Genomic DNA, 16,523 nt, shown 5'->3' with positions numbered 1-16,523 from the left:
AATTTTACTCTGCTTCATCTTCTAGCAGAATGGTATTGAGAAGATTGAGTTCATTGGATGCCATAAAGTAGCGATCGCTAAACACTGTTTCTAATTGTGTAAAAATCCGTCTACCTGCCACAGCTACCCAAGGAAATGTGCGATAGTGAGGGACTACAGGGATGACTAAGCCTTGAGGAGTTAGAGAACGTCCTAGCGCACTTCTCCAGGCTTGCGGATCTTGTAATACTTGTTGGCGGGGATCATCCTCTGATTGCTCATTCCAGAAATGGGGATAGTCTAGAGGTAAGCCAATCACTATATTTCTGGTTTTCAACGCTTGAATTGTGGAAGATTCAATCACAAATCCTTCTTGTTCCCGACTCAAAAGTTTATACAGTTCGTTAGCAGGACGTTTGAGTTTTGATGGAAATTTGAATTTCTTGCTTTCAGCAATTTCTTTGAGACAGCCTAAAAGACTACTGCTATTTTGTTTAATATCAGATTTCCACGCTTCAAAACTAAATATTTCTTCAGTTTTGCGATCGCTCCAATCTTCTATCCAGAAAGGGCCTATACAAGTTAGACTATCGGGTATCTCTAGTGCATCATGATCTAAAGATGGCAGTAAAGAACTCTGAAGCCTAGACACAGCTTTCACTAAAGCTTGTAAGGTTTGATAATTTGCATAGGACTTGGCATTTTTTTCGGATGATTGACCTCTTAAATCGAAATGTTTAAAGATGCTTGTAGATAACTGTTCCGCCCTTTTAACAATTGCTTTTGCTTCTTGAGGATGACTATCGCTAATAAAAACTTTGGCTTCACGCAAGAAATCTAATAAATCATCAGACATCAAACGCAATAATTCTTCATCCCCAACAGAGCCAACGGGTACAAATGCAATTCTATTTTTATTCAGTCCTGCATCACCTTTAATGCGGGTAAGAATTGTAGAGCGTAACATTACCAGCAAAGTTAATAAATCACTGGACTGACGCAACCATAGTCTTTTAGGGTCGATATCCTCTCGTTCAATGATGAAATCATTGATGAGCATAACTAACCGTCTTGCTTTGTTATCTCCAGAAACTTCTTCTCCAGTTTCTGGATGTGTATACATTCCTCGACCACGGTAAATTAATTGGGCGACTTCCATTAAAGCGGCTTCAATATTAAATCGGGGAATTGCAGCGATGATGCAATCTGTTTTTGGGAAGGAAACACCTCTTGCGCCTGAAGAAGTCATCAGGAAAACTCGAACTTCATCCCGTCGTGGCGGCTTGACTAATGTCAATCGCTGATCGGGTGATACACTTTGATCCAAAACCTCTACGTCTTTTTTGTTTAGGAGAGCTTCTTTACCAGTAGTCAATTTTTCCTGTAATTGACGCAGAAAAGCTTTATCCTGAGCAAAGAAAATCAATTGCTCTGCTCCCTTGTGTAACCCTTCCTTGATTTCTAAATAGGCATTTGTTAGGGTTTCTTCTTCTGATTTTTCTCGAATTGCTTGTCTAATTGTTTGCTCTGTACCATCACTATTTTGACCTGGTTTAATAGGAGACAACCTAATACTGTAGTCAATCGTGAGTTTACTGGCGGGGTAGCTATTTGTCATGATGTGTAGTGTTGGGTATTTCAAGCCAGTTCTTCTATCACTCCCTGTCACCCGAAAAGATTCTTCCCTTCGACTTTGACTAATTAAAACTTTATCAGGAGCGCGATCGCCTGAGTTCAAAAAGCTATCCAACACAACTTCATTGCTGAGTGAAGCATCAGCCAGAATCAGCACAATTTTAAATGGAGATTGATTTGTCTCAAACGGTTTAATAAATTGCTGTTCCAACCATTCTGCTAACTTATACCATTTTGGATTTTAGATTTTAGATTTTGGATTGGGTAAGGGTTGATCGGTAAGCTTTTGAGTCATCCATCTGTCGCAATCATTTTTTAATTTGGTATTACGCACAAAGGGTGCACCTGCACCATCACCAGCGAGTTCATCCACCATGACAACTATAGTGGGAATCCGCGCTGCAAATGCTGAAGGCAATCGTTTTTGGCGAGATGAGATTTAGGGATAAGGGAGATGCTTAATATTTAGACTGAAGTTAAGTAAGAATTTAACTGACGGTGCAATTGTTTATGGTTAAGTTTAGCTTTCCATTCTCGAATTGCGATCGCAGTTTTGGCTGTCGGTGAAATGTATGTTTGTTGGGTTGGTTTTGGTTCGGGTTGAGGCTGGAATGTTCGCAGGGGTTTTGTAGTTAAACAGTTACTTAAATTAGGTAAATTCTTCTCTAGATTTAATGCTTTAATCACATCATCTACAGTCTTGAAGCGATCGTCTAAGGAAAACCTCACCATTTTTCCTAAAATCCGGGCAAAGTGATCACTAATATTCACTTCTTTTTGCCAGCTAATTTCCCCTGTGGATGTATCATGTTCAAAGTCTAAAGGCCCTTTACCAGTTAATAAATACAGACAAGTGACCCCCACTGCATAGATATCACTGGCGTAAACTGGCCGCAATGCAAACTGTTCTGGTGGTGCAAATCCCATAGTCCCGACAAAATTAGTTGTTGCTGTTTTGTAACCAGAATCTTCAGAAATATCAACTAACTTTTCTTTAACTGCACCAAAATCAATCATCACCAATCTTTGGTCATCTTCACAACGCAACAAGTTTTGGGGCTTAATATCTCGATGAATTACCCGATTTTGATGGATATATTGCAATATCGGCAGAATTTCTTGTAAAAACTGCTTCACTTCGGCTTCAGTTTTCACGCCATTACGTCTGACTTCTCGCGCTAAAGTACAACCCCGCACATATTCCTGCACTAAATAAAACTCACCATTTTTTTCAAAGTAGTCTAACAGCATAGGGACTTGCGAATGACTACCAAGTTGCGCTAGGGTTTTGGCTTCTTGTTCAAATCTCTGACAAGCTTTTTCCCAACTTTTGGTACTGGTGGTTTTTGGGCAGAGTTGTTTAATTACACATAAAGGACTTCCTGGTAAGCGGGCGTTTCTGGCTAAAAAGGTAATGCCAAAGCCACCTCTACCTAAAATTCGCAATATCATATAGCGATCGCGGAATAGCTGCGTAGAACCACACAATTGAGCCAGTTGATTTCTTTGTAAACTGTACTCGTCTGGAAAAGGGGTAATGTTTTCAGAAAAGCGATTCATGGTTTTCAAACAGCTACTCTGCATTGTTTTCAATGTAACTTTAAAAATATTTTTTTGCCAGTATCATTACTGCATGTTTGTAAAACTTTTTCAAAGTCTTCTATCGCCCAACACTTGATGCTCTCAAGTGGAACAACAAAAACAGTTGAGGGATGCAGTAGAATAACTCAACTTTTAGACCTGTGCTAGTCAGTAAGTCACGGTTCCCTTTGCTAAAATTAGAGGTGTCTATAAAGGCGGTCTGATGCTTGAAACCACCATCCTTGAACACCTCAAACAACTACCTGAATCTCTCCAGCAAGAAGTCTTACACTACACTCAATTTCTCCTGGCAAACCACGTCAAAACCAAATCTGTCTCCCCAAAACGTCAAGCTGGCTTCCTCAAAGGCACTTTTAGCTTACCCCTACCAGAAGACTTCGATGAGCCTTTGGATGATCTGAAGGAATACATGGAATGACGGCATTACTGTTGGACACTCACGCTTTTATCTGGTATTCAGAAGATGATCCTAACTTGCCTGACTCACTCAAAGCAGAGATTGATCATACAGAGCGCGTTTATCTCAGCATCGCCACATTATGGGAAATTGCGATCAAGCTTAACCTCGGTAAACTCTCACTTCAGGCAAATTACGAATTAATTGAAGCTAGTTTAGAGCCTGCTGGAATCAACCTCCTGCCGATCGCTTTTGCTGACACGATACAAATCCTCAAACTCCCACTCCATCACCGTGATCCGTTTGATCGCATTCTAATTGCCCAAGCAATACGCCATAATTTGGTGATCGTCAGTCGTGATCGTGCATTTGCGGCTTATCCAGTACAACTGTTGTGCACATAAAAATTTTGGCGTTGCATAAATGCGGGATGAAATCATAAAATTCCACTTTTAAAACTCTTGCTCTTTGCGCCTTTGCGCGGCAGTCGCTTCAAGTCGGCAGAGCCGCCCAACGCGCTGCCTTGCCTTTGCGTGAGACAAAAATCATCCCCGTAATCAGCAACGCCAAAATTTTTTGCTCAAAGCGTCAAGCTCTGGACTCGAACGTTTTAATAACAGATACACCCAACAAAGTATAAAGACTGAAGCAATTGTTTCATACTTCAGCCTTCATACCTCATATTTTTCTACGGTACTTCAATCGGAATCAAAGCATTTTCTGGTAAATAGTCGGAGAAACGCCCATTATCAGCCAGCACTAAAACCAAACGCAGGGGATAATCGGGGGGAACTTGCAAATCTGCCCAAGGTACTGATAATTCTAAACAAGTATCTAAAGCTACTTGGGCGCGGCTAAAGCGGGGTTGCCATTGATAATCTTCTGCGGCTTCGCGGAATTGTACTGATTGTGTGAGTAGATTAATTTCCAAATGGTGATGATACAAATAATTGACTGGTGCTTGCTGCGGCACATCTTTTAAGGGAATTGGGCTATTGTGCATGGTTTTATCAGGATAGAACCATAGCAAATTTAACTCTGGTGGTAATTCCTGTCCTGGTTTGACACCACTTTTGAAGTCTAACCGGATATAAAAGTTGAGGTGATCTACTCCATACCAAAGTCGTTGGATGAGGCTGCTGTTGTGCATTGTGCCTCTCGCACCACCAACTTCGATTCTGCCGGCTTTGTCCCAATCTTGTTCGTCACCACGGCCGTCAATGACGGGGTGAATAAAGCTTTCTGGAAGATGGTTGGCACGAATTTCATGTACTTCTACAGCTTGAGAGAGATAGGCTGGTACGGGTTCGTTTAAGGCTTTGTAAATGCCAGCCAGATGCTCTCGAAATAATTCATCAAAAATGGCATCTTGATTAGAAGAATGTCCTTCGCCAAACCACCAAAACCAGTCTGAACCTTCAGCAGCGTACAAAGCTTCCCAGGCGGCTGGGTTAGTTTCTTCTGTGGCTTCTGGATGGCTGGCTAACACGGCTCTGGCTTGGGTGAGGTAGTCCCAAGCTTTATTTTTTGCTGGGTCGCCAATCCAGGTGGTGAAGCTACCATCTACCCAAGAACCACTGTGTAATTGCTCTTGGGGAATGGTGGCTGTGGGTGGGAATTTTTCAATAAATTCTGAGACGGTGACAAGTTGCAATTGGGGGTCATTGCTCAGGTTTTGATACAAAGCTTCCAGGAACAGTTTGCCGTCTTGGGGATAAAATTCCCAACAATTTTCGCCATCTAAAGCAATGGTGACTAACCAAGGTTGGTCGCTGGGGTTTTCGCGTTGCTTTTTGGCGATCGCTTGCAGATGTCCCACTAAATTGGCAGCGGCTTGTTTCGGCTGCATTGAACCGTAGGTAAAGCCAATTAAATCAGACAATCTATGGTCGCGGAAAACAATCGCTAAATCACCTGCTGGAGTTGTTAAGCGATAAGGGCGATACAGCACTTCTGGTTGCTGGACGTTCCCTGCACCATCCCGATGGAAGAAGTGTCGCAATGTCCAACCCAAGACCGCCTCGTCCGAGCAAATCCACTTAAATCCTTGTTTAATAATATACGGCAATACTTCTGGACTTACAGATTGTTCCGAAGGCCATAAACCTCTGGGTTCTTGACCAAAACGCTCTGTATACATATCCCAGGCTTTGCGTAGGTGGCGGGGAATGTCTTCTGCCCATTGAAAACGATGCTCTGGTAAGGTCATATTCGGCACTGCTACCCGACCAGAGTTAGTATCAGCCAGCAAAGGCATAATCGGGTGAGTGTAGGGCGTAGTTGTGACTTCTAATTGCCCTGTTTGCTGCATTTTCCGGTGTTGGGGAATAATGCGACTTAATATTTGGCGTTGTTTGGCGTAAATTTGCTGGCGATCGCTTAAACTAAAATTCCGCCCTTGTTTTAACCAAGCAGCAATTTCTGGGTCATCCCAAAACAAAGGATCTATCCAAGCTAAATTGTGCCAAGCCAGCAAATCGCTGTAATCCTGCACACCCCAATTTGCTAAACACCAAGCTTGTCCTTTGTCTTGCCTTTGTTGATATAACTCAGCATAACGGGGATGCGGATCAATCAAGGTGTGGTGATTGGCATCAAAGAAATGTTGGACAATAAATTCGTGCTGTTCTCTGGTTAGTTGTTCAGCAGCAGTTAAGCTGGCTGTTAAATAAGGGTCAAAAGCTGTACCAGCAATGTAATCTTCTAATTGCAATATCAAAGAAGGTACCAAATTCACCGTTTGGTGTAGCTTGGGATATTGTTCCAGGATTAATATTAAATCTAAATAATCTTTAGTGCCGTGTAAGCGTACCCAAGGTAGCTTGTATTGTTGGGTAGATGAAAGTGAAACGCCGCTGTCAGGAGATTTGTACAGCGGCTGATGTTGATGCCAAATAAAGGCAACATAAAGTGGATGGGACATAATCGCTAATGATTAAAGATTAGGGATGAGGACTTAGGGATTTATAAAGTGAAAAGTTTAAAGGCAAAAGTAAAAAGCGTTAAATTTTGACTTTTTACTTTTGACCTTTGACTTTTTACTTCTGATCCCTCAGTCCCTAAATTACTTGTTCAACTTCAGCAATTTCGGGAATCATTTCCTTGAGGCGGCGTTCCAGACCCATTCTCAGGGTCATTGTGGAGCTAGGACAAGAACCACAAGCACCTTGTAACCGTAATCTGACCACAGGGCCATCAAGTTCTACAAGTTCCACGTTACCGCCATCAGACATCAAATAAGGGCGCATTTCATCTAAAACGGTTTCTACGTTGTCAATTGTCAATTCCATTGTTTTAGACCTGTGAAGTTAGTGATGGTGATGAGGTATGAGTTTTTCGTAGATTTTTGGCACTACTAGCAACTCAATACCCACAGCTTTGTTTTTTAGCTTTGTTAAATCAATCCTAGATCCAATTGTCGCTAGATTGCTTGGCGTAGTTTTACCTTTGTTGTTTGACACAAAACAATCACTAGCGACTCAACAGCTAACATCCAGCCCTGTGACGGGATTCGTGAACTTACTAGTTAATCGAAGTGAAATACATCATAACTTTACCTTACTCCCCAGGCATATATATAGTGTTTTCATATACAGTCACAAAAATTGGGTGTGGGGAGTGTGGGGGAAGTGTGGGTGTGGGGGAAGTGTGGGGAGTGTGGGTGTGGGGGAAGTGTGGGGAGTGTGGGGAGTGTGGGGAGTGTGGGGAGTGTGGGTGTGGGGGAAAGAAAATCTTGCTGTCAGTTCTCCACTCTACTTTTCTGTAACCAAAAAAGTGCTGAATTAAAAAGCGTATATTACTACTCAGCACTCAGCACTCAGCACTCAGCACTCAGCACTCAGCACTCAGCACTCAGCACTCAGCACTCAGCACTCAGCACTCAGCACTCAATACTCAGCACTCAGCACTAATCTGGAAAAGCTAAACCTGTTCTGGGATCGCGGATATATAGTCCTAGGGTGAGACTCCGCATCACTTCATCCCAAACGGGTGTTAACTGTTCGGCTTGGTCTGCCCAAAATTCAAAGGTAATTAAGCATTGTATATTTGAGCCTAAACCAATGCAAATTCGAGAAAAAGCTTCTCTTGGTTCGGCTTGGGTGTCAATAAATTTAAGTTCTGTCCACACAACTCTGGCGGTTTGGCGTTTGAGGGTGATAACTTCGCCTTTCTCAATGACATCGCGGCTGTCTTCTTCTACGATTTTCTTTAAGGTAGCTTTCAGGGGAAACAAACTCCAGTCGTGGGGTGGTAGGTGATTAAAAGATACTTCTAAACAGCAGTCATCTTTGGGTGGTTTTTTATCCATGAACTTGAAGGATTTTTCTTGGGGTTCAAATACCCAATTTTGGGGAACGTTGAAGCGCACAGCCCCCCGGTTAGCGACAAATATTTTATAGCCTGATGGAGATTCCCAGTGGTGGTCGGGTTGGAGATCAAGCGTTTCTTTAATCCACTGGAGATTGCTTTTTTTACGCTTTGCCATAGTTTTAGCGATCGCTCACTTCGTTAATAATATCAAATTAATGAATGTTGAATGTTTCGCGCAAAGGCGCAAAGGTGCAAAGATGATTTTGACTCAACGTAAACCACCAGATGCTAATGCTGTGGTGAGTTTAACTTTAGCACTGACGGCACAAGAACGGACTCGCAGCCGTCATCGGTTTGAAATGGAAAATGGTCAGGTTGTGTTTTTGCGTTTACCCAGGGGGACTGTGTTACGGGATGGCGATATTCTACAAGATGAAAATGATGGTAGTTTAATGAGAATTGTTGCGAAGCCAGAATCTGTGCTGACTGTCTCGGCTGCATCACCACTGTTGTTAATGCGAGCAGCATACCATCTGGGTAATCGTCATGTACCTGTGGAAATTACGCCGAGTTATTTGCGTTTGTCACCAGATACTGTTTTACAAACGATGTTGGTACAGTTAGGACTGGAAATTAAAGAAGAAATTGCACCGTTTCAGCCAGAATTAGGGGCTTATGGACACCATCACCCTCACTGATAGTCATTTTTTGGCGATTTTGCAGTTAGCCAGCCCCGCTTTACCTGTGGGCGCTTACAGTTATTCTGAGGGTTTGGAAACTTTGGTAGAACATGGCATTATTACCAATCAAGATAATTTAAAACATTGGCTAACCTCAGAGTTACGTTACGGCGCAATTCGGTTAGAGGCGGCGGTGATTTTACGGGCGGCTGAATCTACAAAGATGGGGAATGTTGAAACTCTCTGTTATTGGAATCGCTGGTTATCGGCGGCGAGAGAAACCCAAGAATTACGCAACTCTAGTTGGCAGATGGGGCGATCGCTTGTGCAATTACTTGGTAAACTACAGCCAGAGTTACTCTCAACTATTCATAGTCTGGGTAATCGTTGCAATTATGCAGTTGCTTTTGGCATTGCTGTTGCTCATTGGCAAATTCAACCCAATGCTGCTTTACTCGCATATCTCCATAGTTGGGCTACTAATCTCATCACCGCCGGAATCAAACTCATTCCCCTCGGACAAACCGCCGGACAAGAATTATTACTCGGTTTACAGCCCTTAATGAGTGCAACTGTTCAAGAAATTCTTGTGTTAGAGGATGATGAATTAAGTTGTTGTAGTTGGGGCTTATCTTTAGCCAGTATGCAGCATGAAACGCAGTATACGAGATTATTTAGAAGTTAAACATCACTGAATTTTAGAATCCCCCCTCGGCATCAATTCCGAGTCTCATAGTGCAAGTCATCTCAAGATTACTCAACCCAAAATGTATTCCAGTCCATGTTTTTTGGACTTTATACCATTTCACTCTAAACATGATACAGATAGGCAAGCAGCGCCTCGACTCCGCTCGGCGACCGGAAACAAAGGTGTAGAGGAAGTGATTTGTATCAGTAATTTCGTGAATTGGTATTAGCTATCAGCCTAGAACTAAATTTCTAGGCGGGATGTGGTTGAACACGAGAATTTTTGGCTTGTGTGTACCCCGTAGCCCTGTCCTGATGTTTACTGGGGTAATTTACGGCAAAGGAAGTTTAATACTAAAGGTAGAACCTTGTCCTGCACCCAGACTGATAGCTTGGATCGTACCACCATGTAGTTCTATTAAATAACGAGCGATCGCCAAACCTAAACCTAAACCGCCTTGTTTGGGAGTCTGTTCATCTTGGCGGTAGCGTTCAAATATATAAGGTAAAAATTCTGGGCTAATTCCAATACCTGTATCAGAAACAGCTATTTCTATATGAGATTCTTGACGCAATAGTTTTACATCTATCCGTCCGCCGTTTGGGGTGAATTTAATGGCGTTGGAGAGTAAATTACCAAAAACTTGCAGCAAGCGATCGCCATCTCCAGTTATTGTTGATATGGACTGATCAATCACAGATTCAATGTGAATGTTTTTCGCCTGGGCGCTGGGGTAAGCCGCCTGAATAGATTGACTGACAATCGCCACTAAATAAACTTGTCTCAATTCTAGTTGTAACTTGCCTCGCAGAATCCGAGACATATTCAGCAAGTCTTCTAAAAGTTTCGCCTGTGATTGGGCGTTGCGTTCAATTGTTTCAAGGGCGTGGTTGATATTTTCGGGACTCATATTTCTCGTCCGCAGTAACTGTGTCCAGCCTAAAATCGCATTCAAAGGCGATCGTAAATCATGGGATACCATCGCCACAAACTCATCTTTTGCGCGGTTAGCAGCTTCCGCTTCCGCACGGGCGGCTTGTTCTAATTGCAACAATCGCTGACGTTCTGCTTCTACAAGTTTGCGTTCGGTGAGATCCAGCACAAAGCAAACACTATAACCTCTGTGATCTGTATCATCAATTCGCGCAATTCCGACCAGCACCGACACACGCTGACCATCTTTACGAAAATATTCCTTCTCAAAAGGAGTACAAACCCCAGAAATCTTTAATTCTTCTACTTTTTGCTGATCAAGAGAGTGATATTCTAATGGAGTTAAAGCATCCCAACGCAGATTTCCAGCGATTAATTCTGCCCGACTGTAGTCTAACAATTCTAAAAAAGCATCATTAGCTTCATAAATCAGACCGCTAAAATCAGCAAAATAAATCCCAATCACATTCGACTCGACAATTCTGCGAAACTTGGTTTCACTTTTTTGCAGTGCAACTTCATGATGTTTGCGAGTAGTAATATCATAAGCTGTGCCGACAATTTGACGTGGCGAACCATCTGCGTTTCTGGTGAATACCGTATCTCGACTGTAAAACCAACACCATTGGCCATTTGCATGACGCATCCGGTATTCAAATTCCAAAATTTCGTTATTTTGAATTGTGGCAATTTTTTGCAGATGTAAAAAGAATAAAGGTAAATCATCGGGATACATTGTCTGTACCAAAAATTCCTGCCCCAAATCTTTAATTTGCTGGGAAGTATAACCAAGCAATCTATTAACTTGTCCATTCAGATATAGATTGCGTTGTTCTAGCAAATCATAAACATACAAAATTCCTGGGGTTGTTTCCGCAATGCGTTCGATGAATTGCTGACTTTCGCGCAACCGTGCTTCACTTTGCTGTAATTCTTGACGCAACTTAACTTGTGCGACTGCTGAGTGAATAGTTGAATGCAAACGTCCGGCTGTTGTTTGTCCTTTGACTAAATAATCATGAACCCCACTTTTCATCGCTTGGACAGCAATGGCTTCATTACCATACCCAGTCAACATCACCACGGCTGGAACGGGTTTGGCTAGTTTCAGCAATTCTGCCAAAAATTCTAGCCCATCCATATCTGGCAATAAAAAATCTAATAAAATGCAGTCTGTCGGAAATTGGCGATATATTTCTAAGGCTTTCTCTCCTGATGCTGATTCGAGAATATTGTAATTATATTCCTGGTCTTGCAGCAGATAGCGACGATAAGCCTCACGGTCTTCTGAGGAGTCATCAATAATTAAAATTGTCAGCAGTTGCACCATGACTAGTTGCTTGCAGCATCAGGGAAAATCAAAATATATAACCAACGAGTGATAAAAATTTTAAATCTTTATACCTATTGGTGGATATCAATTGGCGGAAAAATATAGACGTTCACACAATGTCGATAGCATATTGTATCTCTTTTGAATGAGAAACAGCAGTCAAGATAATTTAGATATGACGCACAAAGGTTGTCTGTGGAGATTGGATTTAGGGGTGTAAGGGTGTGAGGTATAAGGGTTTTGGATAAATACACCTCTACACCTTTACAGCCTTGCTGAAAGCCTTGATTTTTAGTTTTGATGCGTAATTCCTATAATTGTTGCATCGGTATTAGTTGGAGAATTTTAATTAATCCCAGCAAATTATATCATAAAAAGTATTATTTTTTACATCAGACTGATTTTGGTATCAGCAATAAGTTCTGACATCAAAATTTAAAATCTTGGTCTTATACAGCACTTTTGAAGTCAGTGAGGTACGCCATGAATATTAAGTAATGAGTAATAAGTAGTGAGTAATAAGTAAAAAATTTACTCATTACTCACTACTTATTACTTTTTTCCCATCAGTTGCTGTATCTCATAAACATTGAATCTGCTGTATATCTTAAGAAATAAGACTTTAGTTAGAGTATGATTCAGCTTAATCATCTGTTATATTAAACAGGATATTGATGAGAGTATTATTTATTTTATCTGTAAATAATTATTCACAAAAATTAATTAACATACTAAACAATAAACCAGCAAATAAAAAGTATCCAATACTAATTATCGTAGATAAAATGAGTTTTTTTAGGTAAAATCTGCTGTGAAAGCAGTAAAATTATTAATAGTATGCTCGCTGAGGAAAAACAAAAATTTCGCTTGGAAAAATCAGCATTTTTCAATGTAAACGGAGATTGTATGGAAGCTCCTCTACCGCTTGCGGGCTTAAATGTTTTGGTAGTTGATGATGATGATGATAGCCGTTTTTACGTCACTACCGTGTTAGAAACAGATGGAGCCAATGTTGTTGCAGTAGCATCAGCCGCAGCTGCACTAGAAGTATTAATGACACTACAGCCAGAAGTTTTAGTATGTGATATTGCTATGCCGGAGGAAGATGGTTATACACTGATCCGCAAAGTACGATCGCTCAAACCAGACCAAGGAGGAAGAATCCCAGCGATCGCTTTAACCGCCTACGGTGATACAGAAGACCGTATCCGCGCCTTAGAAGCAGGTTTTCAAACTCATGTTGCAAAGCCAGTTGACCCAAATGAACTAGTGGCGATCGTAGTTAAGTCGGTAACTAAGTGTGAAAATTATTAGGTTAGAGGTTAGAGGTTACAGGTTAGAGGCTAGAGGTTAGAGGTTAGAGGTGATAGGTAATATATCTCTCCCTTGTCCCCCTTGTCCCCACATCCCCCACATCCCCCACATCTCCCTAACTAAAACTAATCTGTTCAGATTTATACTCTGGCGGTTCGACGTGAATTAATATCCTCACAGGATGAAAGCGTTCTTGCAAGAGTCTTTCTACATTTTCTGTGATCTGGTGTGCAGTTTCTACATCTGGTGCATCTACAATCAAGTGCATTTCAATGAAAACTTGCCTACCTAAAACGCCTCTAGAAGCAATATCATGGCAGTTTATTACTCCTGGTACAGAAGTGGCGATTTCATGGATTGCTTCTGGTGCGATCGCCATTTGATCTACCAGCCAAGGTAAATTAGCTTGTAACACTGACCAGCCACTCCAAAACACCAGCAAAGCCACAGGAAACGCCAACACTATATCTAACCATTGAAAACCCAGCCAAACCCCGATTAAACCAAAAATTACCGAAATCGTCACCCAAATATCGCTCATCGTGTGCATCGCATCAGCAATTAAAATTGGGCTACCTACACGCTGACCAACTCTCCGTTCGTAAAACGCCACAAAAATATTTACGCCCAAAACTATTAGTAATAACCACAACTCAGGCGGTGCAATTCTCACAGGTTCACCACCTTTTATAATCCGCTCAATTGCTCCTTGAAGAATTTCAAAGCAAGCTATCCCTAAAAACGCTGCAATTCCTAAAGCTCCCACCGCTTCAAATTTTTGGTGTCCGTAAGGATGTTCACGGTCAGGATGTGGCGAAGAAAATTTACTAGCAAATAATCCTAAAACATTATTGGCACTGTCTGTCACACTATGCAAAGCATCAGCTAATAAGCTTAAAGAACCAGTCCAATAACCCACAACAGCCTTTAACCCCATCACGAATAAATTTAGCAGCAGGGTAATTATTAAAACCTTTCTAACAGTCCGGCGATTATCGTAAGTCATAGATATTTTTTAACAGTAAGTTCTATGACTTATAAGTGTAAAACTCAAAATGTTAATTAGGTAAAATAACTTTTTGCTTGTTTAGAATTATTGTCTATATACCCTATAATATTTTGTCGTAGTTGTTGCGATTAATTACACTTAATTTCTGCCATAAGCTTAGTATTATTAATGCCTCAACTTTTATCATCAGCGACTTATTATCATTAATTTCTGCAAAAAATTCATTAATTTTCTTTTTAAATGAATACTCCAGTCAGTTCACACCATCGGGTCACAATTAAATCTGTATACAAAGACTTATCCAAACCATAGCTACCTAAAGCAAAACCATCGTTCCACTCAATCAGGGCAGTAACACCATCTGACAAAACACCAAAGTCAATCCCGTAAGCAGCAGTTCCTTCACCAGAAACGTTTAACAACTGCACTGCTTCTGTAATCACGCTTAAATCAACTGCTACAGATGAATTTCCCCAGTAATGTTTAATTCCCACAATCTCACCGCGAATCACAAAAACCCGATACTCTGACAACCACTCAACAACCTCAGAACAATATACAGGTGTACGGTGAGATGTTCCTTGCAAATACATTAAATCGCTGGGTGAGGCAAATACATGACCTGTAAATTGCTTTTTGCGATTTTGAGGTTTAGCAAATATGGGTGCATGATCATCATAAATTCGCTGAATAATCTGCCCAACTGTGCTTCGCCAAATTTGCCGATGCAGAAATGCTTGTAAACACTGGGGATAATCAGTGAGATTTGGCAAATCTATACCTAGCTGTCGTAATGCGCCCAATACTACTGGGATATAACCAGCAACTAATGTGTCAGTAGCCAATGGTAGCTGTCGCCTGTGTAGACGTTTTTCGGTAAAAGTTTCAACCGGAATTCCTCGGTGATTTAACTCCGCCAATAAATCAGCCATTTCCGGTTCCATTCGTCCATTACCCTTTTCTTGGATAAATGCTTTCTGAATCATCTTGACCTTTGGTAGAGATGCCCCAGTCTAGACGAACTCTTCCGGTACTATTAAGTAAGTATCAAACAAATTTAATCAAGCCCATGTCTTCAACTCCTCTGACATTAAATTTAGTTGAAGGTTCTGTATCCTTCAGTTTTTCACCCCAAGCCGCACGAGAATTAAAAGCGGCGATTGATCAATTAATGGCAAGTCTGAAAGCTGTTGCGGCTAAACCTGCGGCTGGTGGTAAAGTCACCCCCCAACCGCCTTTGGAATATCGTTATACTGGCGAGGTATTTTTAGAAATTTTCTGTAATCCTAATATCTGGCCGACTCCCTTTGCTGCTAAAGTTTTGTTGACAGTGCGAGATGTCACCATTCGCTTAACTACGGAAGCTGAACTCACTCGCCTCATTGAAGACATTAACCAATATTTAGAACAAGTTGGGTAAACGGGTACTGAATTGAAAGTGCTGTTAGCGGTAGCGGGGCGTTGAGCAGCGTGCTGAGTAAACATACTAATGACCAGCAGAGTGGGTACATAAACTCAAATCAAACATTTTTGCGGGAGGTATTAACTAGCCAAATAGCCGCTAATTTTATCTTTGTGTCGGCGAAGAGTGCTTAAAGCTTGCGATTCGATTTGTCGTACTCGTTCTCGACTAATACCCATCTGTTTGCCAATCTCAGATAAAGATAGGATATTTCCATCTGTCAAGCCAAATCTTAAGGTTAATATTTCGCGTTGCTGAGGATTTAATTTTAATAATAAATCTTGGATATTTTGTTTGAGAAAACTTTGGTCGGCGTATGATTCAGGAGAGATGCCATCATCTTCTAGCATACTAGATAATTCTGTATCTCTTTCGGGGCCGACTCGTAATTCTAAAGACAAAGGTTGGCGTGCTAAGAGTAGACAATCTCGAACTTGTTGTGGTTCTAAAGATAATGCTTGAGCAATGTCAACGGCGGAAGGAGTACGACCTAATTTTTGTGCTAGTTCCCGTTGAGTACGTTTGATTTTATTGAGTTTTTCTGTAATATGAATAGGTAGGCGGATAGTGCGTGCTTGTTCTGCGATCGCTCTTGTGATGGATTGACGAATCCACCAGTAAGCATAAGTGGAAAATTTGTATCCTCTTTGAGGTTCAAACTTTTCAACACCTCTTTCTAAACCTAAGCTTCCTTCTTGAATTAAGTCCAAAAAATCTAAATTGCGTTTTTGATATTTCTTCGCTATCGAAACAACCAGCCGCAGATTAGCCCTAATCATTTCTGCCTTGGCTTGATATCCTTGCTTGAGTTGTTGTAATAGTTCTGCTTCACTCAGATGGACAGATTCTGCCCATTCTGATTGTGTTGGTTGGCGCTGTAACTGCACAGTTAATTTTTCTTTGGCAGCCAGTAAAGTCATCATTTGTTGGACTTGCTGACCAAATTTTATTTCTTGTTCATGACTTAATAAAGGGATACGTCCGATTTCATGCAGATAACTACGCACCAAATCAGCCGGAAAAACAGATTTTCTGTTGGTATTGCTTGCTTCAATCGATTTATCAGATAGGTATTTCATTTTTCTATCATCCCTATAAGAATTTCTGGATTTAGCAGAAAATGATTAGCATCCTAAATATCAAAGGTTAAGTATTCGCTAAAATTTAGCCCGCGATAACT

General features: G+C 41.2%; 17 protein-coding genes. 7 read left to right on the top strand and 10 right to left on the bottom strand.

Going from position 1 to position 16,523, the window contains the following annotated elements; all coding sequences use genetic code 11:
* Window positions 1–4: 4 nt before the first annotated feature.
* From H6G77_RS08095 to H6G77_RS08085, 3 genes are read right to left on the bottom strand one after another with little or no spacing between them, the layout of a single operon-like run.
* Window positions 5–1,825, bottom strand: a complete 1,821-nt coding sequence (locus H6G77_RS08095) for a helicase-related protein (RefSeq protein ID WP_199331415.1) — start codon at window positions 1,823–1,825, stop codon at window positions 5–7.
* A gap of 30 nt (window positions 1,826–1,855) precedes the next feature.
* Window positions 1,856–2,032, bottom strand: coding sequence for a hypothetical protein (locus H6G77_RS08090; RefSeq protein ID WP_190590328.1), 177 nt, complete (start codon window positions 2,030–2,032; stop codon window positions 1,856–1,858).
* 47 nt (window positions 2,033–2,079) lie between these two features.
* Window positions 2,080–3,174, bottom strand: coding sequence for a serine/threonine-protein kinase (locus tag H6G77_RS08085; RefSeq protein WP_190871294.1), 1,095 nt, complete (start codon window positions 3,172–3,174; stop codon window positions 2,080–2,082).
* A gap of 244 nt (window positions 3,175–3,418) precedes the next feature.
* Between H6G77_RS08085 and H6G77_RS08080 the strand changes: the two genes are divergently transcribed.
* Together H6G77_RS08080 and H6G77_RS08075 are read left to right on the top strand one after the other, a co-directional pair.
* On the top strand, window positions 3,419–3,634 hold the full coding sequence (locus H6G77_RS08080; RefSeq protein WP_190590327.1) for a DUF2281 domain-containing protein: 216 nt from the start codon (window positions 3,419–3,421) through the stop codon (window positions 3,632–3,634).
* The gene (locus H6G77_RS08075; RefSeq protein WP_190871293.1) at window positions 3,631–4,017 is read left to right on the top strand and encodes a type II toxin-antitoxin system VapC family toxin; all 387 of its coding nucleotides are present in this window, start codon (window positions 3,631–3,633) and stop codon (window positions 4,015–4,017) included. The genes H6G77_RS08080 and H6G77_RS08075 overlap by 4 nt, the downstream gene beginning before the upstream one ends.
* Window positions 4,018–4,301: 284 nt before the next feature.
* Here H6G77_RS08075 and H6G77_RS08070 read toward each other — a convergent pair whose 3' ends face one another.
* Window positions 4,302–6,536, bottom strand: a complete 2,235-nt coding sequence (locus H6G77_RS08070) for a glycoside hydrolase (protein WP_190871292.1) — start codon at window positions 6,534–6,536, stop codon at window positions 4,302–4,304.
* A 136-nt stretch (window positions 6,537–6,672) separates the two neighbouring features.
* Window positions 6,673–6,903, bottom strand: coding sequence for a NifU family protein (locus tag H6G77_RS08065; RefSeq protein ID WP_062293460.1), 231 nt, complete (start codon window positions 6,901–6,903; stop codon window positions 6,673–6,675).
* A gap of 321 nt (window positions 6,904–7,224) precedes the next feature.
* Between H6G77_RS08065 and H6G77_RS08060 the strand changes: the two genes are divergently transcribed.
* Window positions 7,225–7,524: a hypothetical protein gene (locus tag H6G77_RS08060; protein ID WP_190871291.1), complete on the top strand. Its 300-nt coding sequence runs from the start codon at window positions 7,225–7,227 to the stop codon at window positions 7,522–7,524.
* On the opposite strand, the gene H6G77_RS08055 is transcribed toward H6G77_RS08060, so the two are convergent.
* Window positions 7,521–8,099: a hypothetical protein gene (locus H6G77_RS08055; RefSeq protein WP_190669106.1), complete on the bottom strand. Its 579-nt coding sequence runs from the start codon at window positions 8,097–8,099 to the stop codon at window positions 7,521–7,523. The genes H6G77_RS08060 and H6G77_RS08055 overlap by 4 nt on opposite strands.
* An 82-nt stretch (window positions 8,100–8,181) precedes the next feature.
* Between H6G77_RS08055 and ureE the strand changes: the two genes are divergently transcribed.
* On the top strand, window positions 8,182–8,622 hold the full coding sequence (gene ureE, locus H6G77_RS08050) for an urease accessory protein UreE (protein ID WP_190871444.1): 441 nt from the start codon (window positions 8,182–8,184) through the stop codon (window positions 8,620–8,622).
* Window positions 8,600–9,289: an urease accessory protein UreF gene (locus H6G77_RS08045; RefSeq protein ID WP_190871290.1), complete on the top strand. Its 690-nt coding sequence runs from the start codon at window positions 8,600–8,602 to the stop codon at window positions 9,287–9,289. The genes ureE and H6G77_RS08045 overlap by 23 nt, the downstream gene beginning before the upstream one ends.
* Before the next feature lie 334 nt (window positions 9,290–9,623).
* On the opposite strand, the gene H6G77_RS08040 is transcribed toward H6G77_RS08045, so the two are convergent.
* Window positions 9,624–11,555: an ATP-binding protein gene (locus H6G77_RS08040; protein ID WP_190871289.1), complete on the bottom strand. Its 1,932-nt coding sequence runs from the start codon at window positions 11,553–11,555 to the stop codon at window positions 9,624–9,626.
* A gap of 909 nt (window positions 11,556–12,464) precedes the next feature.
* On the opposite strand from H6G77_RS08040, the gene H6G77_RS08035 reads away from it, so the two are divergent.
* The gene (locus H6G77_RS08035; RefSeq protein WP_190590321.1) at window positions 12,465–12,872 is read left to right on the top strand and encodes a response regulator; all 408 of its coding nucleotides are present in this window, start codon (window positions 12,465–12,467) and stop codon (window positions 12,870–12,872) included.
* 115 nt (window positions 12,873–12,987) lie between these two features.
* Here H6G77_RS08035 and H6G77_RS08030 read toward each other — a convergent pair whose 3' ends face one another.
* Together H6G77_RS08030 and H6G77_RS08025 are read right to left on the bottom strand one after the other, a co-directional pair.
* Complete coding sequence (locus H6G77_RS08030) at window positions 12,988–13,878, bottom strand: cation diffusion facilitator family transporter (protein ID WP_190871288.1); 891 nt, start codon at window positions 13,876–13,878, stop codon at window positions 12,988–12,990.
* A gap of 239 nt (window positions 13,879–14,117) precedes the next feature.
* Window positions 14,118–14,867: an ATP-grasp domain-containing protein gene (locus tag H6G77_RS08025; RefSeq protein ID WP_190871287.1), complete on the bottom strand. Its 750-nt coding sequence runs from the start codon at window positions 14,865–14,867 to the stop codon at window positions 14,118–14,120.
* A gap of 83 nt (window positions 14,868–14,950) precedes the next feature.
* On the opposite strand from H6G77_RS08025, the gene H6G77_RS08020 reads away from it, so the two are divergent.
* Complete coding sequence (locus tag H6G77_RS08020) at window positions 14,951–15,301, top strand: hypothetical protein (RefSeq protein WP_190590318.1); 351 nt, start codon at window positions 14,951–14,953, stop codon at window positions 15,299–15,301.
* A 122-nt stretch (window positions 15,302–15,423) separates the two neighbouring features.
* Here H6G77_RS08020 and H6G77_RS08015 read toward each other — a convergent pair whose 3' ends face one another.
* Window positions 15,424–16,422, bottom strand: coding sequence for an RNA polymerase sigma factor, RpoD/SigA family (locus tag H6G77_RS08015; RefSeq protein ID WP_190590317.1), 999 nt, complete (start codon window positions 16,420–16,422; stop codon window positions 15,424–15,426).
* Window positions 16,423–16,523 lie beyond the last annotated feature (101 nt).

The sequence above is a fragment of the Aulosira sp. FACHB-615 genome (genome assembly GCF_014698045.1).
Lineage (GTDB): Bacteria > Cyanobacteriota > Cyanobacteriia > Cyanobacteriales > Nostocaceae > Nostoc_B.
The sequence above is the reverse complement of the archived record's forward strand: the minus strand, read 5'-3'. Positions and strand labels throughout refer to the sequence as shown.

Bases quoted from the DNA above. Each gene is read 5' to 3' on its own strand.
- H6G77_RS08025 (WP_190871287.1), bottom strand. From the start codon at position 14,867: ATGATTCAGAAAGCATTTATCCAAGAAAAGGGTAATGGACGAATGGAA.
- H6G77_RS08070 (WP_190871292.1), bottom strand. From the start codon at position 6,536: ATGTCCCATCCACTTTATGTTGCCTTTATTTGGCATCAACATCAGCCG.
- H6G77_RS08080 (WP_190590327.1), top strand. From the start codon at position 3,419: ATGCTTGAAACCACCATCCTTGAACACCTCAAACAACTACCTGAATCT.
- H6G77_RS08035 (WP_190590321.1), top strand. From the start codon at position 12,465: ATGGAAGCTCCTCTACCGCTTGCGGGCTTAAATGTTTTGGTAGTTGAT.
- H6G77_RS08045 (WP_190871290.1), top strand. From the start codon at position 8,600: ATGGACACCATCACCCTCACTGATAGTCATTTTTTGGCGATTTTGCAG.
- H6G77_RS08040 (WP_190871289.1), bottom strand. From the start codon at position 11,555: ATGGTGCAACTGCTGACAATTTTAATTATTGATGACTCCTCAGAAGAC.
- H6G77_RS08015 (WP_190590317.1), bottom strand. From the start codon at position 16,422: ATGAAATACCTATCTGATAAATCGATTGAAGCAAGCAATACCAACAGA.
- H6G77_RS08030 (WP_190871288.1), bottom strand. From the start codon at position 13,878: ATGACTTACGATAATCGCCGGACTGTTAGAAAGGTTTTAATAATTACC.
- H6G77_RS08020 (WP_190590318.1), top strand. From the start codon at position 14,951: ATGTCTTCAACTCCTCTGACATTAAATTTAGTTGAAGGTTCTGTATCC.
- ureE (WP_190871444.1), top strand. From the start codon at position 8,182: ATGATTTTGACTCAACGTAAACCACCAGATGCTAATGCTGTGGTGAGT.
- H6G77_RS08085 (WP_190871294.1), bottom strand. From the start codon at position 3,174: ATGAATCGCTTTTCTGAAAACATTACCCCTTTTCCAGACGAGTACAGT.
- H6G77_RS08065 (WP_062293460.1), bottom strand. From the start codon at position 6,903: ATGGAATTGACAATTGACAACGTAGAAACCGTTTTAGATGAAATGCGC.
- H6G77_RS08075 (WP_190871293.1), top strand. From the start codon at position 3,631: ATGACGGCATTACTGTTGGACACTCACGCTTTTATCTGGTATTCAGAA.
- H6G77_RS08055 (WP_190669106.1), bottom strand. From the start codon at position 8,099: ATGGCAAAGCGTAAAAAAAGCAATCTCCAGTGGATTAAAGAAACGCTT.